Below are 25,599 nucleotides of genomic sequence, written 5' to 3' on the forward strand. Positions count from 1 at the left end.
CCTATGCCCGCCCCGGGTCGAAGCCGAAGGGTATTTCCAGGCGGTGCGCTGCCAGCAGGTCCTCGTCGAGGAGGAGGTCCTTGGTCGCGCCGTCCGCGACGATCAGCCCGCCGCCGAGGACGACGGAGCGGGGGCACAGCTCAAGGGCGTAGGGGAGGTCGTGGGTGACCATCAGCACGGTGACGTCGAGGGAGCGTACGATCTCGGCCAGTTCGCGGCGCGCCGCGGGGTCGAGGTTGGCGGACGGCTCGTCCAGCACGAGCACCTCCGGCTCCATGGCCAGCACGGTGGCGACCGCCACCCGGCGGCGCTGGCCGAAGGACAGGTGGTGCGGCGGCCGGTCGGCGTACTCCGCCATACCGACCCGCTCCAGCGCGCGCATGACGCACGCCTCCAGCTCCGGCCCGCGCATGCCGCCGGCGGCCGGGCCGAAGGCGACGTCGTCGCGGACGGTGGGCATGAACAGCTGGTCGTCGGGGTCCTGGAAGACGATGCCGACGCGGCGGCGGATCTCGGCGAAGTTCCGCTTCTCCACGGGCAGTCCGGCGACGCGCACGGTGCCGGCGCCGCCGCCGAGGATGCCGTTGAGGTGGAGGACGAGGGTCGTCTTGCCGGCGCCGTTGGGGCCCAGGACAGCGACGCGCTCGCCGCGTTCGACGGTGAGGTCGATGCCGAAGAGGGCCTGGTGGCCGTCGGGGTAGGCGTAGGCGAGGCCGGTGACTTCCAGCGAGGGGGGCGGTGGTGTCATACGAGACTCCATCCCAGCAGGCACACGGCGAGGGCGGCGAGGGGCAGCGCGGCGGCGGACGACCACTGGGCGCGGGTGGCCCCGGCCCGGTCGGTGAGGGGGATGGTGCCGGTGTAGCCGCGGCTGACCATGGCGAGGTGGACGCGCTCGCCGCGCTCGTAGGAGCGGATGAACAGGGCCCCGGCGGTGCGGGCGAGCACGCCCCAGTGGCGGGGGCCGCGGGCGGTGAACCCGCGGGATTCGCGGGCGATGCGCATCCGGCGCAGCTCGTCGGCGATCACGTCGCCGTAGCGGACCATGAACGACGCGATCTGCACGAGCAGCGGGGGCATGCGCAGCCGTTGCAGCCCGAGGAGCAGTTCGCGCAGCTCGGTGGTGGCGGCGAGCAGCACGGAGGCGGCGACGCCGAGGGTGCCCTTGGCGAGGATGTTCCACGCGCCCCAGAGGCCGGACTCGCTGAGGGAGAGCCCGAGGACGTCGGTGTGCGGGCCCTCGGCGACGAAGGGCAGGAGCACGGCGAAGGCGACGAAGGGCACCTCGAAGGCGAGCCGCACCAGCACGAACCCCGGCGGGACGCGGGCGGCCGCGACGACGCCGGCGAGCAGCAGGGCGTACGCGCCGAAGGCCCAGACGGCTTCGCGGGGGGTGGCGACGACGACGAGGACGAAGCAGAAGGCGGCGACGAGCTTCACGTGCGCGGGCAGCCGGTGCACGGGCGAGACCCCGTGCCGGTACAGCTTGTGCGCGTACCCCGCTGACAACGGTCAGCCCTCCCGGCGGGCGGCCGGGGACTGGTCGGCGGTCCCGCCGGCACCCGGGTCCGCGTCGCTGTCCGGGCCACGGCCCGGGTCGGCGTCCGGCCCCTGGCCGGGGTCCCGGTCGCCGGACGAACCGGCCGGGGGCCGGACGGATGCCCCGCCAGCGTCCGGAGCCCTGCCGCTGTCCGGGCCACGGCCCAGGTCGGCGTCCGGCCCCCGGCCGGGGCCCCGGTCGCCGGACGAACCGGCCCCCGCCGCTGTGGAGCCGACGGCACCGCGCGCGGCGGCCGGGCCCGGACGCGCGCTCGCGCCAGCGCCGGCCTCGGGCCGAGCGGTGGTTCCGGCGGTGGTGGATCCGCCCGCGGTGGTGGATCCACCCGCGGTGGTCCCGGCGGTGGCCGTCCTGGTCGTGGTGGCCGCGGCGGCGAGGGATTCCTCGGTGGTTCCCGGGGCGGGCACCCGCCCCGGGCGCGTAGCCGTACGTGTCCCACCGCCGGCCACCTCCGCCGGGGCGGCTGCGCCGGCGGCGGGTGGGCTCGCGGCGGAGCCGCCGCGGCGGCGGATCGCGACGAAGACCCCGCTGCCCACCGCCAGCGTCGCCGTGACGCCGATGACGCCCGCGAGGCCGCCGGAGACACGGGTATTGGTGACGTCCTCGACGCCGTAGTCGGCGAGCGGGGAGTCGGACAGCGCGTGCTCCTTCTCCTCCTCGGCGATGCCCTCGTCGCCCGCGACCTTCTCCAGTCCGTCGGGGTCGGCGGAGGCGTAGAAGCTGACGATCCCGGCGAGGATCAGCGACGCGGCGAGACCGCCGGCCCAGACCCGTCGATTCGACCGCGCCCGGGGCGCGCCCGCGGCGGACGGCGCGCCCTCCGGGCCGCCGTGGCCGCCGTGGCCGCCGGCAGCACCGTCGGCGGTCGCGCCCGGCGCGGTCCGCGCGGCCGACGCCGCGGGCACCTCGCCGGGCAGGCTCGCGTCGTCGGCAGCCGCCGCCCCCCGTACCGCCGCGTCCACACCCTCCGCCGCTACCGCACCCGGCCCAGCCGCACCCGCACCCGCCGCCGAGTCCGCCGCCGATCCCGTGCCCCCCACGCCACCGTCCCCGCTCCCGCTCCCTGCGTCGGCGGACGCCACCGTGCCCCGTACCGCCGTATCCGCGCCCGCCGTGCCCGGCGCAGCCGGACCCGCGCCCGGCCGCGCCACCACCGCCGTGCGCAGCTCCAGCGGGCGCCGCAGCCCCCGTGCGCCGTGGATCAGGTCCGGCCGGACCGCCGCCACCGACGCGACCGTCGCCGTCGTGATGGCCGCCTCGCCGAGGCCGATGAGGAGGTGGACGCCGACCATCGCCGTGGCCACCTTCGTCAGCGACACGTCCGCCGTGCCGCCCAGCGCGTACAGCCCCGTGAACGCGAGCGCGGAGGCCGGCACCGACAGCGCCGCCGCCACGAACGTCGCCACCCCCAGTCCGCCCCGGCCGCCCCCGCCCTTCCCGACTCCGCCCTTCCCGACCCCGCCCCGCGGCAGCACGCCGAGCAGCCCCCGGAAGACGGCGTACGACACCACCACCGTCACCACGCCCATCAGCGTGATGTTCACGCCCAGCGCCGTCAGCCCGCCGTCCGCGAACAGCAGCCCCTGCATCAGCAGCACCACGGATATACACAGCACCGCCGTCCACGGCCCCACGAGTATCGCCGCCAGCGCGCCTCCCAGCAGGTGCCCGCTCGTGCCCGCCGCGACCGGGAAGTTCAGCATCTGCACGGCGAAGACGAACGCCGCGACGAGCCCCGCCAGGGGTGCCGTGCGCTCGGCCAGTTCGTGCCGCGCGCCGCGCAGGCCGACGGCCACGGCACCCGCGGCGACCGCACCGGCGGCGATCGACACGGGGGCGTCGATGAATCCGTCGGGCACATGCATGGTGGCGTCCCTCCGTCGAAACCAGCCCGTCGATACCAGCCCGTCGATACCAGCCCGTCGATACCCGGCTCGCCCATATGTATCGACAAGAAGGCACCTGGTCATACAAACCAATTGCAAAGAGAGTGCAACAGCACCCGGCCCGCGAAAATTCTCGCCCGACTTGCCGCACCCCCTTACGCCCCGAAACATGGAGATTGTGACAGCCGGCTCCGACAGCACCGCCGTGACCGACCCCGGCCTGCCCTACCTCCGCTTCCCCCACCTGCACGGCGACCTCCTCTGCTTCACCGCCGAGGACGACCTGTGGCTCGCCCCGCTGCCCGCCCCCGGCGCCAAGCCCGAGCGGGGCTGGCGGCTGACCGTCGACCGCACCCGCGTCGGCCACCCGCGCTTCTCGCCGGACGGCAGGTCCATCGCGTTCACCAGCTGGCACAGCCTCGACGCCGAGGTCCACGTCGTGTCCGCGGAGGGCGGCGGGGCCCGCCGGCTGACGTACTGGGGCAGCCCGGATACCCGGGTGTGCGGCTGGACGCCGCCGGGCGGCGGCGAGGACGGGGCGCCGCAGATCCTCGCGGTGTCTTCGCACGGCCAGCCGCTCTCGTACCAGACCTGGTCCTACCTGGTGTCGACCGACGGCTCCCCGGGCCGCCGGCTGCCCTGGGGCCCGGTCGACGACATCGCCGTCGCCGAGCTGTCCGGCTGCCGCAAGACGCTGCTGCTGACCGGCCGCCCGCCGCATGAGCCCGCCGCCTGGAAGCGCTACCGCGGCGGCGCCACCGGCCGCATCTACCTGCACGGCGAGCGGCTGCTCGCGGATATCGGCGGGCACGTGGAGTGCGCGATGTTCGTCGGTACGCCCCCCGCCACGCGGATCGCGTTCCTCTCCGACCACGAGGGCACCGGCAACCTCTACTCCTGCCTGCCCGACGGCACGGATCTGCGCCGGCACAGCGACCACGCCGAGTTCTACGCCCGCAACGCCGCCACCGACGGCCAGCGGGTGGTCTACCAGTGCGCCGGCGAGCTGTGGCTCGCCGAGGACTTCGGCCCCGCCGGGCAGCCGCGCCGCCTCGACGTCCGGCTCGGCAGCCCGCGGGCCGGGCGGCGGCCGTACCAGGTGGCCGCGCAGAACAACGTCCAGGCGCTGACCGTCGACACCACCGGGCGGGCCAGCGCGGTCGCGGTGCGCGGCGCGCTGTACTGGCTGACCCACCGGGACGGCCCGGCACGCACGATCACCGACACCCCGGGGGTGCGGATCAGGCTGCCGGAGATGCTGGGCGCCACCAACCGCGTCGCGTACGTCACGGACGCGTACGGCGACGACACCGTCGAGATCGCCGACCTGCCGCGCACCGGCGCCGTCGGCGAGCCGCAGCGGCTCGCGGCCGGGAAGCTGGGCCGGGTGCTGGCGCTGGTGCCGTCGCCGGACGGCCGGCACATCGCCATCGCCTCGCACGACGGGCGGCTGCTGCTGGTACGGGTGCCGGAGCGGATGGACGCGGACGAGCCGATGTCGGCGGAGGTGGCGGAGCAGTTCGCGGAGGCGGTACGGGCCGCGGAGGAGCTGGAGCCCGCGGAGGCGGCGGGCGACTGCCAGGTCACCGAGCTGATCCGGTCGGCCAACGGGCCCGTACGCGACCTGGCGTTCTCGCCCGACTCGCGGTGGATGGCCTGGGCGCACCCGGGCATCGGCCGCTCGCTGCGGCAGATCAAGATCGCCCGGATCGCGGACCGGATGATCGTGGACGTAACGGACGGCCGGTTCGAGGACGAGGAGCCGGTGTTCACGCGCGACGGGCGCTACCTGGCGTTCCTCTCCTGGCGCGGCTTCGACCCGGTGTACGACGTGCACACCGGCGACCTGTCGTTCCCGCTGGGCTCCCGCCCGTACCTCGTACCGCTGCATCCCGCGACGCCCTCGCCGTTCGCGCTGTCCGCCGAGGGCCGGCCGGCGGCCGGCGGGATGGACCCGGCCGGGCCGCCGGCGCCGGACCCGGCCGGTGGGACCTCCATGGTGCTGGTGGAGCCGGAGGGGCTGGAGAGCCGGGTGACGCCGTTTCCGGTGCCGGCGTCGAAGTACTCCTCGCTGGTGCCGGTGGCGGGCGGCGGGCTGGTGTGGCTGCGCTGGCCGATCTCGGGCGCGCTGGGCGAGACGTTCGCCAACCCGGCGGACACCTCGGGCAGGCCGACGCTGGAGCACTTCGACATCTCCACCGCCCGGCTCACCGAGATGACGTCGCTGGTGACGGAGATCGCGGTGAGCGGCGACGGCACCAGGCTGGTGGTCAACGACGGCGGTTCGCTGCGCGCGATGCCGGTGAGCGACCGGGCGGACCCGGACTCCACCGTCTCCATCGACCTGCGGCGCGTGCTGCACACCGCGGACCCGGTCGCCGAGTGGCACCAGGCGTACGCCGAGGCCGGCCGGATCATCCGGGCGTACTTCTGGGAGCCGCACCTGTGCGGCGTCGACTGGGACGCGGTGCTGGCGCAGTACCGCCCGCTGCTGGACCGGGTGGCCTCGCCGGACGAGTTCGCGGACCTGCTGCGCGAGGTGCTGGGCGAGCTGGGCACGTCGCATGCGTACGTCACGGCCGCCCGCCGCAACGAGGGCCCGCCGCACTACCAGCGGCCCATCGGCTTCCTCGGCGTGAACTTCGTCCGCACCCGCGACGGCCTCGGCTGGGCGCTGGCCCGCATCCTGCCCGGCGACTCCTCCGACACCCGCGCCCGCTCCCCGCTCGCCGGCACCGGCATCCCGGACGGCTCGGTGCTCACCCACGTCGACGGCCGCGCCGTCGACCCGGTCACGGGCCCGTACCCGCTGCTGGCGGGGGCCGGGGGCACGACGGTGGAGCTGACGTTCGCGATCGAGGGCAGTCAGGGGCGGCTGCGCCGCGTGGCCGTGGTGCCGCTGGTGGACGACCGGCCGCTGCGCTACCAGGACTGGGTGGCGGCGCGGCGCGCGGTGGTGCACGAGCTGAGCGGGGGGCGCTGCGGTTACCTGCACATCCCGGATCTGGTCGCCAGCGGCTGGGCGCAGTTCAACCGGGACGTGCGGATGGAGATGAACCGCGAGTCGCTGATCGTGGACGTACGGGGCAACGCGGGCGGGCACATCAGCGAGCTGGTGCTGGAGAAGCTGACCCGCCCGATCATGGGCTGGGACCTGACGCGCAACGCGCAGCCCGTCTCGTACACCTCGACCGCGCCGCGCGGCCCGATGGTGGCGCTGGCCGACGAGGCCACGTCGTCGGACGGGGACATGATCACGGCGGCGTTCAAACTGCTGGGCCTCGGCCCGGTGGTGGGCCTGCGGACGTGGGGCGGGGTGGTCGGGACGACGGGCCGGCACCGGCTGGGCGACGGCACGGTGATCACGGTGCCGATGAACGCGGCCTGGTTCGACGAGTACGGCTGGGGCGTGGAGAACGCCGGCGTCCCGCCCGACGTCATCGCCGAGCGCACCCCGCTGGACTGGGCGGAGGGCCGGACCTCTGAGCTGGACGTCGCGGTCGCCACCGCACTGGAGTTGCTGCGCGAGCACCCGGCGGCGGTGCCGCCGGACTACAGCGACGTGCCGGACCGGAGCCGGCCGCCGCTGCCGCCGCGCTCGCCGTAGCCCGAAATGCGGCATTGAGCCATATGTGTAAACCTGAGGAAGGGCCCGAACACCCTCTCCCACTAGGAGTGATGAACAGAATGGGCGCTTTCGACAAGGCGAAGGACATGGCCGGCGACGCGGCCGACAAGGCCAAGGAAGCCACACAGAAGGGGCGCAAGCAGTCCCGGCAGGACCGTGAGCGCGGCCGGGAGCCCGGCCAGGAGTCCGGCCAGGACGCTTCGCAGCGCACCCGGGAGGGCGTCGAGCAGGACCGTGAGCGCACGCGGCTGGACCGTGAGGACATACAGGACCAGCCCTGACACGGCGCGGTTGAACCACGCACGAGGGGCGCACCGCCGCGGGTGCGCCCCTCCGCCGTTGCCTCACGCACGGGCGCGTACGAGCGCGCGGAGGCCCGTGACGCGCGAACGGGCGTGCGGCGTACGGGCTTTTGCCCTCCGCGCCGTGCGCGCCGGCCCCCGCCCGCCGCTACGTGCCCCGCGCCTCCCGCGCCCGCTCGTCCGCCGCGCCACCCGCGCCCACCAGGCCGCCGCGCGCCTCCCGCGTCGCCGCGAGCCGCGGCGCCAGCTTCCGCATCTCCCGCCGCCCCAGCGGACCGGTGACGACCGACGGCAGCGCGCCGCGCACCGACTGCATGCCGCGCAGCCACCACTGCCCGTAGACGTGCGGCGACCGCCGCTCGATGCCCGCGACCAGCCGCTCCACGGCGGGCGCCAGCGGATACGTCTTGTTCGTCGGCCACGGCAGCCGCGCCCGCATGTCCCGCAGCACCTCGTCCTGGTCGGCGCCGCGCACCATGTCGGTGTCGGTCCAGCTGAGATAGCCGACCCCGACGTCCACACCCAGATGGCCGACCTCGCCGCGCAGACAGTGCGCGAACGCCTCGACGCCGGACTTCGACGCGCAGTACGCCGCCATCATCGGCGCGGGCGTCACCGCGGCGAGCGAGGCGATCTGGAGAAGGTAGCCGCGCGAACGGCCCAGCGCCGGCAGGAAGGCGCGGGCGGTGGCCACACTGCCCAGCAGGTTGACCTCGATGACGCGGTCGAAGGAGCGGGCGTCGGAGTCGAGGAACGGGCCGCCGAGGCCGACGCCCGCGTTGGCGACGACGACGTCGACTCCGCCGAAGCGCTCCTCGACGGCGGCGGCGGCGCCGGCCATCGCGTCGTGGTCGGTGACGTCCGCGTGCCAGTGGGCGGCCTCGCCCGGCAGCGAGTCGGCGACCTTCCGCAGCTCGTCCGGCTCCAGCCCCACCAGCGCCAGCCGCGCCCCGCGCGCGGCCAGCCGGCGCGCCAGGAGCGCGCCGACGCCACGGGCGGCGCCGGTGACGACGGCGGTCTTGCCCTGGAGTCCCTGTCCGCGGCTCATGCGCCCGCCTCCTCCTTCTCGACGGCCTTCCCGGCGGCTTTCCCGGCGGATTTCCCGGCGGATTTCCCGGCGGATTTCCCGGCGGCCCTGCCGGCGGCCCTGCCGGCGGCCCCGTCGGTGACCGGCCGGCCGTCCGTCTCGCCGCCCGTCTCGCCGGCCGTCTCGCCGCCACCCTCAGCCTGCGCCGCCGCCGGCGCGCCCGCCAGGTGGTCGCGTACGAGCCCGCGCAGCACCTCGGCGACCGCGTACGGCGCTTCGATCGGCGTCATGTGCCCCAGCCCGTCCAGCTCGGTGAACCCCGCGCAGTCCGGCAGCAGCCCGGCGATCTTCCGCGCCAGCCGCACCGGCGTCAGCCGGTCGGCGGCGCCGTGCACCACCGCGGCCGGCACCGGCATCCGCGCCACCTCGGCGTCCAGATCGAGCGTCGCCAGCACCCGCCCCCACGAGCCGCGCGGCTTGCGCGGGGTGGCGAAGACGATACGGACGCTCGCCTCGATCTGCGCCGGGGTGGCGCCGCGCCCCAGGATCGCCGGGCCCAGCACCTTCTTCGACAGCGGCGTCACCGGCCCCATCGGCAGCCGCGAGACCAGCAGCGCCCGCTGCACCGCGGAGCGCAGCGCCCGGGCCCGCAGCGGCACCACCCGCGACTCGGGCACCAGCCGCGCGCTGCCCGTACTGCACAGCAGCACCGCGGCGGCCCGCTCGCCTAGATACGGCCGGCCCGCGGCGGCCATCAGCGTCATGCCGCCCATCGAGTGGCCGCCGAGCACGGCCTTCTCGCCGGGCGCCAGCGCCGCGTCGAGCACGGCGCCGAGGTCGTCGGCGAGGGTGGCGGTGTGGTACGAGCCGTCGCCGCCGGCCGGGCTGCGGCCGTGGCCGCGCTGGTCGTACGCGATGACGCGGTGGCCGGGCGCGAGCTGCCGGACGACCGGCGCCCAGAAGGCCGTCGAGCAGCACCAGCCGTGGGCGAGGACGACGGTGGGCGCGTCCTTCGGGCCATGCTCCTCGACGTGCAGCCGGGTGCCGTCGGCGGAGACGGCGGTCAGCTCGCGGCGGGGCACGGGCGGGGCGTACGGGCCGGAGGTGACGTGCCTGAGCCGGGTCACCGGACGGCCTCCGCGCCCCGGCGCGCGGCGCCGGTCTTCCCCTGCCCGGTCCCGGGCCGCAGCACCTCGTACTCCGCCACGTGCACCTTCCTCGTCACCTTCCGGAACTCGCTCGTCGTGCCCGGCCACACGGTCGTGTTGCGCCCGCTCGCGTCCAGGTACCAGCTGTCGCAGCCGCCGGTGTTCCACACCGTGCGCTTCATCCGCTCCTGCACCCGCTCGTTCCAGTCCTTCACCGCCGACGGCCGCGCGTCGAGCGCGACCCGGCCGCCGGGACGGCCGGAACCGCCGAGCCGGTCGAGGTGGCGTACGAAGTCGGCCAGGTAGTTCAGCTGCGCCTCGATGATGAGGATCATCGAGCTGTTCCCGAGGCCGGTGTTGGGGCCGATGATCGTCAGCAGGTTGGGGAAGCCGGCCGCGCTCGCGCCGCGCAGCGCCGCCATGCCGCCGCCCCACGCCTCCGCGAGCGTCGTGCCGTCGCGGCCCTTGATGCGGTCGGCGATGGGCATGTCGGTGACGTGGAAGCCGGTGCCGAAGATGATCGCGTCGGCCTCGGACTCGGTGCCGTCGGCGGCCACGAGGGTCGAACCGTGTACCTTCTTCAGGCCGGAGGCGACGAGGTCGACGTTGGGCTGGGCGAGCGCCGGATAGTAATCATTCGACAGCAGGATCCGCTTGCAGCCGATGCGGTAGTCGGGTAGGAGCTTGCGCCGCAGCCCGGGGTCTTTGATCGCCCGGCCCAGGTTCCGCTTGGCCAGACCTTCCAGGAATCCCAGCTCGCCCGGGTGTTTGGTGAACGCCTGCACCTGGAGTTCGCGGATGCCCCACAGGATGCCGCGGCGCAGCTTGGTGGTGGCGGGGACGCGGGTGTGCAGCCAGCGCTCCGGGGCGCTGATGGCACGGTCCACGCGCGGCAGGACCCACGGCGGGGTGCGCTGGAAGACCGTGAGCCGGGAGACCTCGGGCTGGAGGGACGGCACGATCTGGATGGCGGAGGCGCCGGTGCCGACCACGGCGACGCGCTTGCCGCCGAGCGGCACGTCGTGGTCCCAGCGGGCGGAGTGGAAGACCCTACCGGGGAAGGTGTCGAGGCCGCGGACGTCCGGAACCTTGGGGTCGGACAGCGGGCCGGTGGCGGAGACCACGACGTCGGCGGTGAGTTCGCCGTGCCCGGTCTCGATCTCCCAGTGCAGCTCGTCGTCGTCCCAGCGGATGCTCCGCACCTCGTGGTCGAAGCGGATGTGCTGCCGTACGCCGAAGACGTCGGCGACCTGCTCCAGGTAGTCCCAGATGTGCCGCTGGCCGGAGAAGGTACGCGGCCACTCGGCGTTGGGCGCGAAGGAGAACGAGTACAGGTGGGAGGGGACGTCGCAGGCGCAGCCGGGGTAGCTGTTGTCCCGCCACGTGCCGCCGAGCGCGCTCGCGCGCTCCAGCACGACGAAGTCCGTGACCCCCTCGCGGCGCAGCCGTACGGCGGCGCCGAGGCCGCCGAAGCCGGATCCGATCACCGCCACCCTGACGTGTTCGCGCGTCATCGCCGTCGTCCTCCCAGGAGTGGAGTCGCGATTGCGCCAGCATTTACTGGCACGATGAGAGGGTAGGCCCCCTTCTTACCGATGGGTAGGGGGCCGGCCTGATCGACTTCCGCCCGCGGGTGGGGTGTCGGTGCGAGGTCCTACCCTGGTGGTCGGGGCGTACGGCACAGACCTGCGAGGACCGACGCGAGACCAACGGCAGACCGACGGCAGACCGAACGACGAACCGACCAGGGACCGGCGGAGGCGAGAGAGACGGTGGGACGCGAATACCGGACGGAGGAGTTGGCCGAGCACGCCGGCATCACCGTCCGCACCCTGCGCTTCTACCGCGAGCGCAAGCTCCTTCAACCGCCGCGCCGCGAGGGCCGTATCGCCTGGTACGGAGAGGACCACCTGTCCCGGCTGCGGACGATCGCCGCACTGCTGGACCGCGGGCACACGCTCGGCGGCATAGCCGAGTTGATCTCCGCCTTCGAGAGCGGCCGGGACGTGCGCGGCGCGGCCGAGCTGCTCGGCCTGGAGGAGTCGCCGGCGAAGCCGTGGTCGGAGGAGACCCCGGTGCGTATCACGCCGGAGGAGCTGGCCGACCGGTTCGCGGGCGAGGCCTCCCCGGAGAACCTGGCGACGTCCATCGACATGGGTTATGTCGCCGTGGAGGGCGAGGAGTTCATCCACGTCAGCCGGCGGCTGCTGGACGCCTCGTCGAAGCTGGTGGCCAAGGGCGTACCGCTGGCCGCGGTGCTCGCCGCCGCCCGCGAGGTGCGCGCGCACGCCGACGACCTCGCCGAGCTGTTCACCGCGCTCATACGCGAGCACGTGCTGGCCGACGTCCTGCGGACGCCGGCCGGCGAGCTGACGGCGGAGCAGGTGGAGCGGCTGACGGACGCGCTGGAGCAGCTGCGGCCGGTGTCGATGCAGGTGCTGGAGGCGGAGGTGGCGATGGCGATGGACCGGCGGGTGCGCAGGGAGTTCGAGGAGTGGCGGCGCACGCGCGCCGGGTCCACCGCCGAGGAGCCGGGAGCCTGAACCGGCTGTGACGGCACCGGCGTGACGTCACCGTCACCGCAGGCCCGGCCGCCGGCGTCAGGTGGCCGGCTTCGGTCACCGGGGTTCCGCCTGCCACCAACGGGCCTTGTAGATCCCGCCGTCCGGGAGCTTGTACGCGCCCTCGGGGTTGTGGGCGGAAACCGTCGTCGTCCACCACGTTTCGCCGAGACCCGGCTCCGGCACGGTCGTGACGACCCGGCCGCTCTCCCGGGCGTCGCTGACGGCCTTCACACTGCGCCGGCTGATCTGCGCGGCGCCGGCGAAGTCCTGGCGGAACTCGCGCCGGGAGATCACGTACTGGTACACGCCGTGGTTCGTGGTCAGCCACAGCCGGCCGGGGCGGCTCACCACCGGGCTGAGGTCGTGGCCGCCGGCCGTGACGCCGTCGGGGTGCGGCAGGGCGACGGCGTCGACGCGGGTGAGCGTGGGCTCGGCGGGGGTGCCGCCGACCTTCAGGGCGATCAGTTCGTCGTGGCCTATCGCCCACAGCACGCCGCGACTGTCGTCCCACTGCAACCCGTGCGCGTCGTCGAAGCGGTACTCGACGTACGTGTCGCCGGCCGGCCCCTGCGAGGCGGTGTAGAGGCGGATGGTGTCCCCGGTGCTGCCGGCGACGGCGACGTTGCCGCCGGGGAGCAGCTCGATGCTGTGCGGGTTGACCGTGTCCGTGCCGCCGGCGAGGGCACCGGCCCAGTAGCGGCGGCCGGTGGGCACCTCGACGACGGCGGCGAAGCCGAAGGAGGCGGTGGTGAGCAGGTAGGTACGGCCCTCGCGACGGCGGGCCTTGGCCTCGTTGACGTACGTCCAGCTCGCCTGCGGCGCCAGGTCCGCGTACCTCTCGTCGCCCTCCGGTGAGAAGGCCCAGCGCACGGCGGCTTCCGAGTCCCACGGCTGCCGGGAGTCGAGGACGAGCACGCGGCGGGACTTCTGGTCGGTGACGACGACGGGCGGTGCCGGCCTTCCGCCGGCCGCGTGCGCGGCGGCGGCGGGAAGGGTGGCGGCGGCGCCCGCACCGAGCGCGGTGAGCAGGGCCGTACGACGGGTGGGTCTGCCGGTCATGGGCACTCCTGATCGGGTTCTCTGATCAACATCATCCGCACAGTGCCACGGGGGCCGGCGGGAAGTAAGCCCTTGCGATGGCCGGTCGGTGAATTCTGCCCATCTGTGGCACCCCATGACCGTTGTCGGTGCCCGCCCGTACGATGGCAAACGTGACCAGAGACACGGTGGCGGACACCGCCGCAGAAGAGCCGGTGGAGAAGCGCCTGGAGTCCCACCGCGTCGAGCTGACCGGGTACTGCTACCGCATGCTGGGCTCCGCCTTCGAGGCGGAGGACGCGGTCCAGGAGACGATGGTGCGCGCCTGGAAGGGTTTCGAGCGCTTCGAGGGCCGCGCCTCCATGCGCTCCTGGCTGTACCGCATCGCGACGAATGTCTGTTTCGACATGCACGGCAGCCCGCAGCGCCGTGCCCGCCCGATGGACCTGTCCTCCCCCGGCTCGGCCAACACGTCCCCGGAGGCCGCCCTCGGCTCGGCCCTCCCGGAGGCCACGTGGCTGGAGCCCATGCCGGACACGAAGGTCCTCCCCGAGGGCGGCGACCCCGCCGAGGTGGCGGCCCAGCGCGACTCCGTGCGGCTCGCCTTCGTCGCCGCGCTGCAGCACCTCCCGCCGCGGCAGCGCGTGGTGCTGATCCTGCGGGACGTGCTCGCGTGGAAGGCGAGTGAGGTCGGGGAGCTGCTGGAGACCTCCGTGGCCTCGGTGAACAGCGCGCTGCAGCGCGCCCGCGCCACCCTGGCCACCGAGGCCCCGGCCGACACCGAGCCGGCCAAGCCGCTGGACGCGGACCAGCAGCGCTTCCTGGAGCGGTACGTGGACGCCTTCGAGCGCTACGACCTGGATGCGCTCACGGCGCTGATGCGCGAGGACGTCGTCCTCTCCATGCCCCCGCTGCCGCTGTGGCTCAAGGGCCAGGAGGACATCCGCACCTGGTTCCTCGGCACCGGTGCGGTCTGCCGCGGCTCCCGACTGGTCCCCTGCTCGGCGAACGGCATGCCGGCCTTCGCGCAGTACCACCCGGACCCCGAGGGCGGCCACCGCGGCTGGGCGCTCCAGGTCCTGGAGATAGCGGACGGCAAGGTCACCGGGCTGAACAACTTCATGGACGTCGACCGGCTGTTCCCGCTCTTCGGCCTGCCGCTGCGGCTGGCGGACTAGGGCGTTTCTTCTGGATCTGTCTTCTCGTAGCGGGTGACCCTCCCTAGGCGGACCGGCCGTGGGAGGGCTGCCCGAGAGCGTCCAGTTGCCGTTGGAGCCGTTCGGCGTCCTCGGTGCGGTGCTGGGCCCGGCACAGAGCCAACGACTCCCGCCACACCGCGCGGGCCTGGTCGTGGTCGCCGAGGGCGGCGTGCGAATGGCCGAGCCTGCCGAGGAAGTTGGCGGCCGAGTAGGTGTCGGCGAGTTCGCGGCAGAGGGCGATGGCCTGCCGGTAGCGCTGGACGGCCTGCCGGTAGCGACCGGTGCAGTGGCCGATGTAGCCCAGGGTGTCCAGGGTGGACGCCTCGCCGGCGGGGTAGCGGTCGTGATGCAGGGGGAGCGCGGCCTCGCAGAGTTCGCGGGCCCGGTCGTAGTCACCGAGGTGGGCGGCGTACCAGCCGACCTGGTTGAGCGCACGGCCCTCCCACACCGGGTCGCCGAGGGTGCGGTAGAGAGTGAGGGCGCGTTCGGCGGCTTCCAGTGCCCGCCGCTCGTCCCCCCGCTGTTCCCATGCCCACGAGAACAGGATGTGGGCGTGGGCCTGGTTCGCCGGGTCCTGCCGCTCCTCGGCCAGGGCGAGGGCCCGTCGCAGGTGCTCGCTCGCCTCCTCGTGTCGCTTCAGGTAGGCGTAGATCCGACCGAGGTACTGGTGGGCGAGGGCGCGGGTGGCGGGATCGGGGAGGTCGGAGGCGGCCTTCAGGGCGGCGGTCCACGAGGTGACCTCGGCCTGGAGGTGTCCCTGCCTGCGGTTGAAGGTGTGCAGGGCCCAGGCCAGGGCCCATACGGTCGGTAACCGGCCGAGACCGGCGGCGGTGCGCTGGGATGCCAGCAGGCAGGAATGCTCGGCGGCGAACCACGCCAGGGCCGCTCGGGTGTCGGGGACCGGCAGGGCGCCGCAGCCGGGGACGGACGGTTCGAGCTCGACGGGCTTGCGGTGGGGGGCCAGGACGCGGGCGGCGTCGAACGCGGTGTGCAGGTAGAAGTCGGTCACCCGGCGCAGCGCCGCGTCCCGCACCTCCTTCGCCAGCGTCAGGTCGGGGGCCCTCCCGGTCAGTTCCAGGCCGGCCTCGCCTGTGGCGGTGTCGGCGGCGAAGGCGCGGATCACGTCGTGCATCGCGTACCGGCCGCCCAGCGGCTGGTTCAGCAGCGACGCCTGCCCCAGTTCGCGCAGTATCTTCTTCGCCTGCGGGCCCGGCAGGCCGGTGAGGCCGGCGGCGGCCGCGAGGCTGATGTCGGGGCCCGGGGCGATGCCCAGCAGCCCGAACACCGTGCGCTGTTGGTCGGTGAGGCCGCGCAGGGACCAGGACAGCACGTCGGGCAGGCTGACGGTGGGGTCGCCGCCGTCCTCCAGCGCGACCAGGACGGAGTCACGCAGGTCCTCGACCAGTTCGGTCAGGGAGAGGTCCGGTTCGCCGTCGGCGCGGCTGGCTATGAGGGCCAGCGCCAGGGGATGGCACCCGCACAGCCGGATCAGCTCGGCCGCCGCCTCGGGCTCGGCGTTCCGCCGGGTCTCGCCGATGCGTTCGGCCAGCAGCGCGTGGGCCTCCTCCGGGCTGAGGATGGGGAGCGCCACATGGCGGGCGCCGTGGCGGGTGCCCAGGGCGGTGAGCATCCTGCGGCTGGTGACCAGCACGGTGCAGGAGGGGCTGCCGGGCAGCAGCGGCTCGGCCTGGTCGGCGGTGGCGGCGTTGTCCAGCACGATCAGCATCCGCTTGCCGGCCACCCGGGTGCGGTACACCCCGGTCTTCCCGTCGAGATCGGGCGGGATGGCCTGCGCGTCGACGCCCAGCGCCAGCAGGAACGCGTGCAGCGCCGCGTCGGGGGGCACAGGAGCCTTCCTGGGGTCGAAGCCGCGCAGATCGATGAATAACTGCCCGTCGGGGAACCGGTCTATGTTGCGGTGCGCCCAGTGCAGGGCGAGCGCTGTCTTGCCGATCCCGCCGGTGCCGGCCAGGGCGGAGATCGTGACCGCGCCGACGGGCCGAGCGCCGTGGTCCAGTGAGCCGGACAGCACCGCCAGCTCGTTGTCGCGGCCGACGAACGACCTGGGCGCGGAGGGCAGTTGCCGGGGCACGGGCACCTCGTCCGGCACCCCGTACAGGTGCACCCCGCCGGTGACCGATCCGGCCTGCAGCAGGTGCCCCGCGACCGACGTGTCGGTGCTCTCGTTCCGTGTCGTCGGTCGGCCCGGCCCGGGCCCGTCCCGCTGGTCGTCCGTCGCCATCACAACGCCTCCGTAAGCCCAGCGCGGCCGCGTCGCCGAACTTACGCCCTGCATGCCGTGATCTCGTGCGGCACGTCGCCGCCAGCGCTGTCATCCAAGACGGATATATCGTCGCACGCTGGGCGGTCGTGTCACCAGTGCCCCGAATCGCAGGTACTTCCGCGGTGGAGACGCGCCGGACCCACCCGCTATGGCCCGTCCGGCGAGGACTCCGCGCGGGTCTGCAGCAGCGTCCGCTCCTGCGTGTTCCGCGTCAGCTCCGCCGCCCGCGCGAACTCCGCCCGTGCCTCCTCCGCCCGCCCCAGCCGCCGCAGCAGGTCGCCGCGCACGCTCGGCAGCAGGTGGTAGTCCTTCAGCGCCGGCTCGTCCGCGAGCCCGTCCACGATCCGCAGCGCCTCCCCGGGCCCGTACGCCATGGACACCGCCACCGCCCGGTTCAGCTCCACCACCGGCGACGGCGCCACCCGCGCCAGCGCCTCGTACAGCCGGACGATCTGCCCCCAGTCCGTGTCCCCGGCCCGCGGCGCCCGGGCATGGCAGGCCGCGATCGCCGCCTGCAGCGCGTACGGCCCGGGCCCCGGCGCCCCGGCCGCGACCTGCGACTGCGCCCGCGCCAGCGCCGCGAACCCGCGTCGGATCAGCAGCTGGTCCCACCGCCTGCGGTTCTGCTCCAGCAGCAGCACCGGCGCCCCGTCCGGGCCCGTACGCGCGCCCGCCCGCGACGCCTGGATCTCCAGCAGCGCCGCCAGCCCGTGCACCTCCGGCTCCTTCGGCATCAGCCCCGCCAGCACCCGCGCCAGCCGCAGCGCGTCCTCGCACAGCCCCGGGCGCATCCAGTCGTCGCCGGCGGTCGCCGAGTAGCCCTCGTTGAAGACCAGGTAGATGACCTCCAGCACCGACGCCAGCCGCTCCGCCCGCTCCGCGCCCTGCGGCTGCTCGAACGGCACCTCCGCGGTCGCCAGCGTCCGCTTGGCCCGTACGATGCGCTGCGCCACCGTCGGCTCCGGCACCAGGAACGCCCGCGCGATCTCGTCCGTCGTCAGCCCGCCGAGCAGCCGCAGCGTGAGCGCCACCCGCGCGGGCGTGGACAGCACCGGGTGGCAGGCCGTGAAGACCAGCCGCAGCAGGTCGTCCTCGATGTCGTCGTCGAGGACCGCGGCGAGCTGCGCCTCGCTGTCCGGCCGGCGGCTTTCCAGGTCGTGGCCGATCTCCGCGAGCTTGCGGGCGTAGCGCTCCTTGCGGCGTACGAGGTCGATGGCGCGCCGCTTGGCCGTGGCCGTGAGCCACGCGCCGGGGTTGTCGGGCACGCCCGACTCGGGCCACTGCTCCAGCGCGGCGACCAGCGCGTCCTGCGCCAGCTCCTCCGCCACGCCCACGTCGCGCACGATACGGGCCACGCCCGCGATGATGCGCGCGGACTCGATCCGCCAGACCGCGGCCACGGCGCTGTCGGTGGCCCGCCGGGCGCGGGCGTCCTGCGAAGCCGTCACAGCCCCACATCAGAACAGCCCGGCCCGGCCGGAGGCAACTCGTGACGGCCCTGACCTGGGCCGTCACAATCGGCTACGGCTCCATGATCTCCCGCAGCTCGACGGTGATGACCCACTCCTCACCGTGCACCTTCAGGAAGCGGCTGGCCCACTCCAGGGCCTCTTCCTTCGACTTGACCTGGGCGATCAGATAGCCGCCGACCAGTTCCTTGGACTCGGTGAACGGCCCGTCGACCACCGACAGCCTCCCGCGGTCGGAGGTGACCCGCACGGCCTCCTCCGCGGGCTTCAGCCCGGCGGTGTCCAGCAGCACACCGGACTTGGTCATCTCCTCCAGCAGCTTGCCCATCTCGTCCATGATCTCCTGGCTGGGCATCCCGTCCTGGGGGCTGCGCTCCAGGTCCGGCTCGATCAGCATCATGTAGCGCATCGCGCGTCTCCTCGATCTCGTCACGGGCGGCGGTGTGCCGTCCTTCTGCCCATGCGTCGAACGCCACCCTGCCGGATCGACACCCGCGCGAAGTTTTTTTTCCGGCGGCGTCAGCGCGTCACGAACGCGACCCGGAACATCCGGGGCCAGTACTTGCCGGTGAGCAGGAACTCGTCGCCGCCGGGGACGGCGGCGATCCCGTTGAGCTGGAGCGCCCCGGCCTCTATCTCGGCTGGCGTGAGCAGGCCGGAGGCGTCGATGTCGGCGGTGACGGCGCCGGTGGCGGGGTCGATACGGACGAGGGTGTCGGTCTGGTAGACGTTCGCGTAGACGCTGCCGTCGTCGGTGCACTCCAGCTCGTTGAGCCGGTCGACGGGGGCGCCGTCGCGGGTGACGTCGACGTGGCCGGTGGGCTCGAACGTCTCCGGGTCGCGGAACGTGAGCCGGGAGCTGCCGTCGCTCATGACGAGCCGGCCGCCGGCGCCGCCGGCCGTACCGTCGTGGCACACGCCCCAGCCCTCGCCCTCGTAGCTCACCCGGCGCAGCTCCTCCAGGGTGTCCGCGTCGCGCTCGATGGCGATGCCGTTCTGCCAGGTGAGCTGCCAGAGCCGGGGGCCGACGAGCGTCAGGCCCTCGCCGAAGAGCGGGGCGGGCAGGTCGCGGCGGACGGTGGGTTCGCCGCCGGCGGGGCCGCGGCGTATGGAGGAGTGGCCCACCAGGCCGGTGCCCTCGTAGAGGTCGTCCCCGCGCAGCTCCAGGCCCTGCGTGAACGCCTCGGTGTCATGCGGCAGGCGCTCCAGCACCTGTACCCGTAGCTCCTGAACGACCGGATCCGTGGGCGCCGGGCTCGGGCCGCTCCCCCTCGTCGCCGCTTCGAGTTCCCCCGTCGAACACGCGGCCAGCAGCGCGACGAGGAAGGCGGTGGCGGTCACGGCGATGCGTCGCATGGGGCCACCCTGGCACAGCGTGCGCGCGGCAGGAAGACGGCGCGGCTTCGGTGTCGGCCGCGGAGTCGACGGAGTCCGGGGAGTCCAGGGGAGCGGCGGCTACGGGGGCGGGGGCGCCGGCCGCCGTGGCCGGGCGGGGACCGGGCACGGCGGCTAACGCGGAGCAGCCGGCGTGGTGCGGCGCGAGCGCGGCGCCGCCGGAGGCGGCACCTGCGGCGATGAGCGCCGCCACCGCGAGCGACGGGCCCGCGGGGGCGGCGTTCTCCGGCGCCGGGACCCGGGTGGCGGGGGTCTCGGGCGCCGGGGTCTGGGCGGGGATGCCCGGGTCCCGGCCTTCGGCGCCGTGGCTGTCGGCGCCGTGGCTGTCGGCGCCGTGGCTGTCGGCGCCGTGGCTGTCGGCTCCCCGGCTTTCGGGCGCACCCGTCCCGGTGCCGGCGGCGGGCGCCCCGTCGTACAGCGCCGCCGCGGCTGCCACGCCGGCGTGGTACGCCGGAGAAGGCGCGGGTACGGAGGCCGGCGGGCCCCCGGGCGCGGCCGGGGCCGGGGCCGGGGCGACCGGCTCGGGGGGCGCGGGCACCCTGCCGGTGGCCGGCGCGGCGGGCGCGTCCTCCGGGGCCGCGGCGGGCTCGGCTGCGGGCTGCCCGTCCGCCGCCTGGTCTGCGTGCGCCTGGTCTGCGTGCGCCTGGTCTGCCGACGCCTGGTCCGCCGACGCTTCGTCCGCCGGTGCCCGGTGCGCCTGCACCGTCAGCTCAATCAGCCCGGCCGCCGCGACCACACCCGCCGCGATGGCGAACAGGGCGCCCAGCGCCCCGTACCGCACCGTCTCGCCCAGCGCCGTGACGCCGACCGCCGCCGCTATCACGGGGTTGACCACCGTCAGCGTCGCCAGCGGCGCCGACAGGCCCGCACCGCGGTACGCCGCCTGCGACAGCATCAGCCCGGCCGGGGCGAGGATCGCGACCATGCCGATCGCCAGCGGGTCGGTGAAGTCCGCGGTGACATCCTTGGTGAACACCGACGCCATGCCGAACGCCGCGCCCGAGCCCACCGCCAGCGTCACGCTACGGACCGCCACCCGGCGTACCCGCGTGGCCGCCAGCGTCAGCACGGCGAGCACGGCGACCGTGGCCACGGCCAGCGCCACGGCCGTCGTCCCGCCCAGCTCCCGCGACTCCACCGGGTCGACCAGCGCCAGCAGCACCACCAGGCCCACGGTGGACAGCAGCGCCCCGCGCCAGGCGGCCCGCCCGGCGCGCCGGCCGAGGAACACCGCCGCCATCGGCAGCGCGAAGACGATGGTCAGCGCGCCCAGCGGCTGCACCAGGCTCAACGGCCCGTACGCGAGCGCCACCACATGCAGCAGCGCCCCCGAGCTGTTGAGGACGACGGAGGCCCACCAGCTGCCGCGGTGCAGCGGCGCGAACGACCCGCCCGCCCCGTCGGCGTCGGTGGTGGTGGCCGCGACCCGCTCCTGGACGAGGGCGGCGCCGGCATAGGCCACCGCCGACACCAGCGAAAGCAGCACCGACAGCATGAGTGGGCTCATACCCCAACGATCCCGCGATCGGTGGCGAAAGTCGTCATCCTGGCGGATGCTCTGGGGCGTACTGCTAGAGCAGTACGCCCCCCGGAGAAGATGCCTCCACGGTCTTATTCACGGCTCGGGGTATCTCCGTACGGGCCTGCCACCTGGTCCGTACGGCGTACGCGGGGCGTACGCAGGGTGGCGTGCCGGGTGGGCGCGCGCCGGGCGGATCAGGGCCAGGCGTAGAACCCCTGTCCCGCCTTGCGCCCCAGCTCACCCCCGCGCGACCTTCTCGCGCGGCAGCTCCGGCGACGCGAACCGCTCCCCCGGCGTCCGGCGCGGGTGCTCGCCGTACTCGATCTGGAGCCGGTCACTCAGCCCGACCGCGTCGGGGTGGTACGAAGCCGGCGCCCGGTGCCGAACCGGGCATCCCGGTGCAGGTGACCGGACCCAGGGACCGCGAGGGGGGTCAGCGGCCATACTTTGCACCGTGGAGGAGAACAAAGGTCTGAACGTCACGCCCGTCAACGCCGCCGCGACGGACCCGGCCGCTCTGCCCGGCCTCGTACCGTCGCCGCTGGACGACCCGGAGGAGGAGAAGGACAAGGACGAAGCGACCGCGACCGACGCGGAGGAGAACGAGGAGAACGAGGAGAACGACGAGACGGAGGAGTCCGAGGACGCGGAGGACGCAGAGGACGCAGCGGACTCCGAGGACTCGGAAACCGCCGACGACGACGGCGACTCCGACGACGACACGGACACCGACACCGACACCACCGCCGAAGCCGGCGACGACGACGGCCCCGTCTTCAAGGCCACCGACCGCCGCGGCTCCGTGACCGTGGACAGCACCGGCGTCCGCTTCAAGCTGGACGACACCGAGACCGAGTTCACGTGGCCCGAGATCGGCGCGGTCGAGTACAAGACCTCCCGGTTCGGCCGCCGCCTCGTCCTCAGCGTCCACGACAGCCGCGGCATCTGCCCGGCCGAGGTGGAGGCCCAGGACAAGGCGGAGCTGAAGGCGTGGGCGGTCGACCTGGAGGCGGCCCTCGACGCCTACTTCGAGGAGGCGTCGCCGTAGACGACCCCCCGTCCGTTGGTCGACACGTACACCCGGCCGTAGACCCGCGGGTCTCCGGTGATGGCGGCGCCGGTCCAGCCCCACTGGTGGGCGTCGTCGATGATGCGCTCCCAGGTGGCGCCGGCGTCGGTGGAGCGGAAGATGCCGCGTACGCCGTCGATCCTGGCGCTCGTGTAGAGCGCCTGGTACGTCGCGCCCGGCGCGGCCTTGCCGAAGCCGATCGTGTCGGCCTCGTCGACGCCGGACACGGCGGTGAAGGTCGCGCCGGAGTCGGTGGAGTGCCACAGCCCGTACGTGTCGCCGCTGCCGCCGGCGAGCCAGACGTCGCCCTCGCTGCCGGGGACGGCCTTGAAGCGCACGTCGCCCGCGGCGGGCAGGCCGGCCGACGGCTGGGCGGTGAACGTCGCGCCGCCGTCGGTGCTGACGTAGAACGTGCCGGCCGCGAACCCGTAGAACTTCTGCGGGTCGACGCGGTCGGCCTCCACGGTGGCGCCCGCGGGGATGCCGGTGGCGGGTGTCCAGGAGGTGCCGAAGCCGGCGGTGGTGTGGACGCCGGCACCCTGCGGGCTCCAGACGAACCGGCTGCCGTCGGCCGCCGCGGCGACCGTGCCGCCGCCGGTGACGCCGCCGGGGTCCTGGCCGGCGAACCAGTTGGCGCCGTTGTCGGTGGAGAACGCGACGTGCGGGCCGGAGTCGGCGTTTCCGGTGCGTACGACGGTGTCGGGGTTCGTCTCGGCGTAGTCGAGGCTGGTCGTCGTGGTGAAGTTCGGCTGGGTGAACATCAGCTCCGGCACCTCGGTCAGGTCGGTGTGCCGGAAGCCGCCGACGTCGCCGAGCGCGCTGAGCAGCGGGGCGCCGGTAGGCGGTGAGACGAGGTCGTTGACGGCGGTCTCCTCCAGACCGCGGACCATCGGCGTGACTGTGAACTTCGCCCCCGTGTCCCAGGCGGTGAGGTTCTCGGTGCCGTAGACCGTGGCGCCCGTGCCGTACATCATCCGGTCGGAGTCGAACGGGTCGATCTCCAGCGCCTCGGTCATCCAGCCCAGCTTCGGCGTCTGCTCGGGCGGCTGCGGGTTGGCGCCCCAGGAGAGCCAGGGGACGGAGGAGACGTCCATGGTGAAGCGGTTCTCGCGGTTGGGGTGGCAGCTGTTCGCCGAGGAGTGTGCAGAGGGCTGGGGTAGCTCGATCGTGTGACGGTCTACTCGCCTGCTTGCGTCGCTCCGGGCTGTCCGGGTTAGCGTGCTTGTGCGATCTGGGACACCGGGAACGGAGCCAGCGTGCGGAGCCCCCTTGCCTCCGGAGTGAAGGTCCGGGGCCTCTCCGTCGCCCTCTGTCCGTACCCAACTGGCCAGGTCGTCAGGGATCCGGCCTCCCTGGAGCGGACCACGCACATGATGCGTGTCGCCGCCCGGGGGCTGAGTACGCCGGGGACCAGTGCGCCCAAGACCGTTCGGGGCGTGCGGCTGTACAAGACTCAGTCCTGCACAGTCACGAGGAACGGTACGAGGTGTAGTCCCAGGCCCGCGTCCAGGTGGCGCCGGCGTCGGTGGAGCGGTAGACGGAGTTCTCGGTGTCGGCGACGCCGACGTAGACGGTGCCGGTGGGGCTGCCGGGGGTGCCGGTGGACTCGTCGAAGGTGACCCAGACGATGCCCTGGTTGTCGGAGGCGTAGCCGGTGGTGTCGCTCGGGTCCTCGACGTAGTTGCCGGGGTTGGGGAAGGCGGTCACCTCGGCCCAGGTGGCGCCGGCGTCGGTGGAGCGCCACAGGCCGTGGCCGCTGGGGGCGCCGAGGTAGAGCACGTCGTTGTCGTGCGGGTCGACGGCGAGGCGCTCGCCCATGCCGCGGCCGGGCATGTTGCCGCCGAGCTTGAACGGCAGCGCGGACTTCTGCCAGTTGGCGCCGCGGTCGGCGGAGCGGTAGACGGCGCCGTTGCCGGGGTCCCAGTCGTTGGTGTACGAGCCGACGGCGGCGTAGACGTTGTCCGGCTCGACGGGGTCGGAGGCGATGCTGACGACGCCGGTGTGGCCCCAGTCGTCCCAGCCGACGGAGTCGAGGAGGGGGTTCCAGGTCTTGTCGGCCTCCTGCCAGCGGTAGGCGCCGCCGATGTCGGTACGGGCGTAGGCGAGGTCGGGCTCGGTGCGGTTGAAGACGATGCCGGGAACGAAGCCGCCGCCGTCGATGCGGGCGTTGCGCCAGTCGTAGGGGACGGCGGCGGTCGTCGCGTCGTTCTGTCTGCCTTCGGCGAACGGCCCGGCGAACGGCTCGGCCGCCGCGGGCCCGCTGACGAGCAGGCCGGCGGCGAGCGCGAGCGATCCGGCGAGTCTGAGTCTGCTGATCCTGCGCACGTTGGGGGTCCTCTCCACGGGTTGGCTTGCCGCGCCGCGTGGGAGCGCTCCCAGGAGAATGCGGCGCCGCCGGAGAGGGGTCAAGATGCGTACGGGATCGAACTAGTTCGACAGCGGCACCGCCACCGCGTTGAAGGTGGTGTCCGGCTCCTGGGGCGACGTGAAGCGGGCATTGACCAGGTAGAGGCGGTCGCCGTAGCGGGCCGCCGTGGCGGGGACGTCGAAGCGGGGGTCGGTGATCGTGTGGTGCAGGGTGGCGGTGCGGACGGCGCGGTCCAGGTGGAAGGCCGCCACCAGGTTGTTGCGGTTCTGGACCACGTAGAGGGTGTGGCCGACGCGGACGAGGCCGTCGCCGTTGACGACGTCCGCCGCGCCGCTCAGGGCGATCTCCGTGGCGTGGCCGGTCCGCAGGTCGACGTGGTACAGGCGGCCGGGGTTGCTGCTGACGACGATCACGCCGCTGCCGTCGGGGGTGTCGACGATGCCGTTGGCGTTGTTGACGTCCGGGGTCTGGACCCAGTCGCCGGTGAGCGGGAGGGCGCGGACCTCGCCGGTCCGGCCGCGGGGGACGCCGTAGAGGACGGCGTCGCGGGAGTCGGTGAACCAGGCGGTGCCGCCGAGGAGGACGGTGTCGTTGACGAAGTGGCCGGTCGAGGGCGTCAGTTGGTGGGTGGTGACCAGGGTGCCGGTGCCGGCGTCGATGACGCTCGCCGTGCCGCCGGCGCCGCCCGCGACGTAGAGGAGCCCGTCGCTGTCCAGCTTCAGGCCGATGGACGCCGTGCCCGGGGCGCCGGCGTAGACGACCTCCCCCGCGCCGGTTCGCAGGTCGGCGCGGAGGATGGCGCCGTTGGCGCGGGAGCCCATGTAGGCGTAGGGGCGGCTGCCGATGGTGATGCCCTCGGGGAGCCAGCCGTCGGGGAGCGGGAACTCGGTCGGCCAGGCGCTGGCGGCGCGGGGGCGGGTCGTACCGTACGGGCGGCTCGTACTGCTCGCGCCGTACGCCGTGCCCGTACCGGCGGCCAGCGTCGCGCCGGCGGCGGCGCCGAGGAGCACGCGGCGGGAGAGGCGGGGGTGGTGGTTCGGAGCCATGGTTGCGGGCCTTCCGTGACAGTGGACGGTAGGGGGCTGCGCACCTGAGGTAACTCTGCGAACTCTCGGCACAACGGATTGTCCGCCTCCCAAAGT

The 25,599-nt window shown here is 74.1% G+C and carries 18 protein-coding genes and 1 pseudogene; 5 read left to right on the forward strand and 14 right to left on the reverse strand.

Features of this window, described 5'->3' with window-relative positions; genetic code table 11:
• Position 1: 1 nt before the first annotated feature.
• The 3 genes from T328_RS21015 to T328_RS21025 are packed head-to-tail and all read right to left on the reverse strand — an operon-like array spanning position 2 to position 3,423.
• Positions 2–748, reverse strand: a complete 747-nt coding sequence (locus T328_RS21015) for an energy-coupling factor ABC transporter ATP-binding protein (RefSeq protein ID WP_496497656.1) — start codon at positions 746–748, stop codon at positions 2–4.
• Positions 745–1,509, reverse strand: coding sequence for a cobalt ECF transporter T component CbiQ (gene cbiQ / locus T328_RS21020; protein WP_496497657.1), 765 nt, complete (start codon positions 1,507–1,509; stop codon positions 745–747). The genes T328_RS21015 and cbiQ overlap by 4 nt, the downstream gene beginning before the upstream one ends.
• 3 nt (positions 1,510–1,512) lie before the next feature.
• On the reverse strand, positions 1,513–3,423 hold the full coding sequence (locus T328_RS21025) for an energy-coupling factor ABC transporter permease (RefSeq protein WP_496497658.1): 1,911 nt from the start codon (positions 3,421–3,423) through the stop codon (positions 1,513–1,515).
• Between the two features lie 190 nt (positions 3,424–3,613).
• Here T328_RS21025 and T328_RS21030 point away from each other — a divergent pair, with 190 nt between their 5' ends.
• Positions 3,614–7,051, forward strand: a complete 3,438-nt coding sequence (locus T328_RS21030; protein WP_496497659.1) for a S41 family peptidase — start codon at positions 3,614–3,616, stop codon at positions 7,049–7,051.
• Positions 7,052–7,131: 80 nt separating this feature from the next.
• Complete coding sequence (locus tag T328_RS21035; RefSeq protein WP_496497660.1) at positions 7,132–7,353, forward strand: hypothetical protein; 222 nt, start codon at positions 7,132–7,134, stop codon at positions 7,351–7,353.
• Between the two features lie 169 nt (positions 7,354–7,522).
• On the opposite strand, the gene T328_RS21040 is transcribed toward T328_RS21035, so the two are convergent.
• The 3 genes from T328_RS21040 to T328_RS21050 are packed head-to-tail and all read right to left on the reverse strand — an operon-like array spanning position 7,523 to position 11,063.
• Entirely contained in the window at positions 7,523–8,422 is a 900-nt protein-coding gene (locus tag T328_RS21040) for an SDR family oxidoreductase (protein WP_496497661.1), read from the reverse strand.
• Positions 8,419–9,528: an alpha/beta fold hydrolase gene (locus tag T328_RS21045; RefSeq protein ID WP_496497662.1), complete on the reverse strand. Its 1,110-nt coding sequence runs from the start codon at positions 9,526–9,528 to the stop codon at positions 8,419–8,421. The genes T328_RS21040 and T328_RS21045 overlap by 4 nt, the downstream gene beginning before the upstream one ends.
• Positions 9,525–11,063, reverse strand: a complete 1,539-nt coding sequence (locus T328_RS21050; protein WP_496497663.1) for a flavin-containing monooxygenase — start codon at positions 11,061–11,063, stop codon at positions 9,525–9,527. The genes T328_RS21045 and T328_RS21050 overlap by 4 nt, the downstream gene beginning before the upstream one ends.
• 258 nt (positions 11,064–11,321) lie before the next feature.
• Here T328_RS21050 and T328_RS21055 point away from each other — a divergent pair, with 258 nt between their 5' ends.
• Positions 11,322–12,092 carry a MerR family transcriptional regulator gene (locus T328_RS21055; protein ID WP_496497664.1) on the forward strand — a complete coding sequence of 257 codons (771 nt, stop codon included), beginning with the start codon at positions 11,322–11,324 and terminating at the stop codon, positions 12,090–12,092.
• 75 nt (positions 12,093–12,167) lie between these two features.
• Here the strand turns inward: T328_RS21055 and T328_RS21060 are convergent, their stop codons facing one another.
• Positions 12,168–13,172 (reverse strand): DUF6528 family protein, encoded by a 1,005-nt coding sequence (locus T328_RS21060; protein ID WP_496497665.1) that lies wholly within the window; start codon positions 13,170–13,172, stop codon positions 12,168–12,170.
• A gap of 152 nt (positions 13,173–13,324) precedes the next feature.
• On the opposite strand from T328_RS21060, the gene T328_RS21065 reads away from it, so the two are divergent.
• The gene (locus tag T328_RS21065; protein ID WP_496497666.1) at positions 13,325–14,329 is read left to right on the forward strand and encodes a sigma-70 family RNA polymerase sigma factor; all 1,005 of its coding nucleotides are present in this window, start codon (positions 13,325–13,327) and stop codon (positions 14,327–14,329) included.
• 43 nt (positions 14,330–14,372) lie between these two features.
• Here the strand turns inward: T328_RS21065 and T328_RS21070 are convergent, their stop codons facing one another.
• The 5 genes from T328_RS21070 to T328_RS21090 form a co-directional block, all read right to left on the reverse strand.
• A complete protein-coding gene (locus tag T328_RS21070) occupies positions 14,373–16,592 on the reverse strand; it encodes an ATP-binding protein (protein ID WP_496497667.1) in 2,220 nt (739 codons plus the stop codon).
• A 188-nt stretch (positions 16,593–16,780) separates the two neighbouring features.
• A complete protein-coding gene (locus T328_RS21075; protein ID WP_496497668.1) occupies positions 16,781–18,082 on the reverse strand; it encodes an RNA polymerase sigma factor in 1,302 nt (433 codons plus the stop codon).
• 73 nt (positions 18,083–18,155) lie between these two features.
• Positions 18,156–18,512, reverse strand: coding sequence for a YciI family protein (locus T328_RS21080; RefSeq protein ID WP_496497669.1), 357 nt, complete (start codon positions 18,510–18,512; stop codon positions 18,156–18,158).
• 110 nt (positions 18,513–18,622) lie between these two features.
• Entirely contained in the window at positions 18,623–19,315 is a 693-nt protein-coding gene (locus T328_RS21085) for a glutaminyl-peptide cyclotransferase (RefSeq protein ID WP_496497670.1), read from the reverse strand.
• Positions 19,293–21,005 carry a DMT family transporter gene (locus T328_RS21090; RefSeq protein ID WP_496497671.1) on the reverse strand — a complete coding sequence of 571 codons (1,713 nt, stop codon included), beginning with the start codon at positions 21,003–21,005 and terminating at the stop codon, positions 19,293–19,295. Before T328_RS21090 ends, T328_RS21085 begins: the two co-directional genes overlap by 23 nt.
• Positions 21,006–21,474: 469 nt before the next feature.
• Here T328_RS21090 and T328_RS21095 point away from each other — a divergent pair, with 469 nt between their 5' ends.
• Positions 21,475–22,068, forward strand: a complete 594-nt coding sequence (locus tag T328_RS21095; RefSeq protein ID WP_496497672.1) for a hypothetical protein — start codon at positions 21,475–21,477, stop codon at positions 22,066–22,068.
• Here T328_RS21095 and T328_RS21100 read toward each other — a convergent pair.
• A pseudogene (locus T328_RS21100) lies at positions 22,053–24,414 on the reverse strand (WD40/YVTN/BNR-like repeat-containing protein); the annotation flags it as partial. The gene T328_RS21095 and the pseudogene T328_RS21100 overlap by 16 nt on opposite strands.
• Positions 24,415–24,516: 102 nt before the next feature.
• Positions 24,517–25,503 (reverse strand): NHL repeat-containing protein, encoded by a 987-nt coding sequence (locus T328_RS21105; protein WP_496497673.1) that lies wholly within the window; start codon positions 25,501–25,503, stop codon positions 24,517–24,519.
• Between the last annotated feature and the right edge of the window lie 96 nt (positions 25,504–25,599).

This window comes from Streptomyces sp. CNX435 (genome assembly GCF_059570575.1).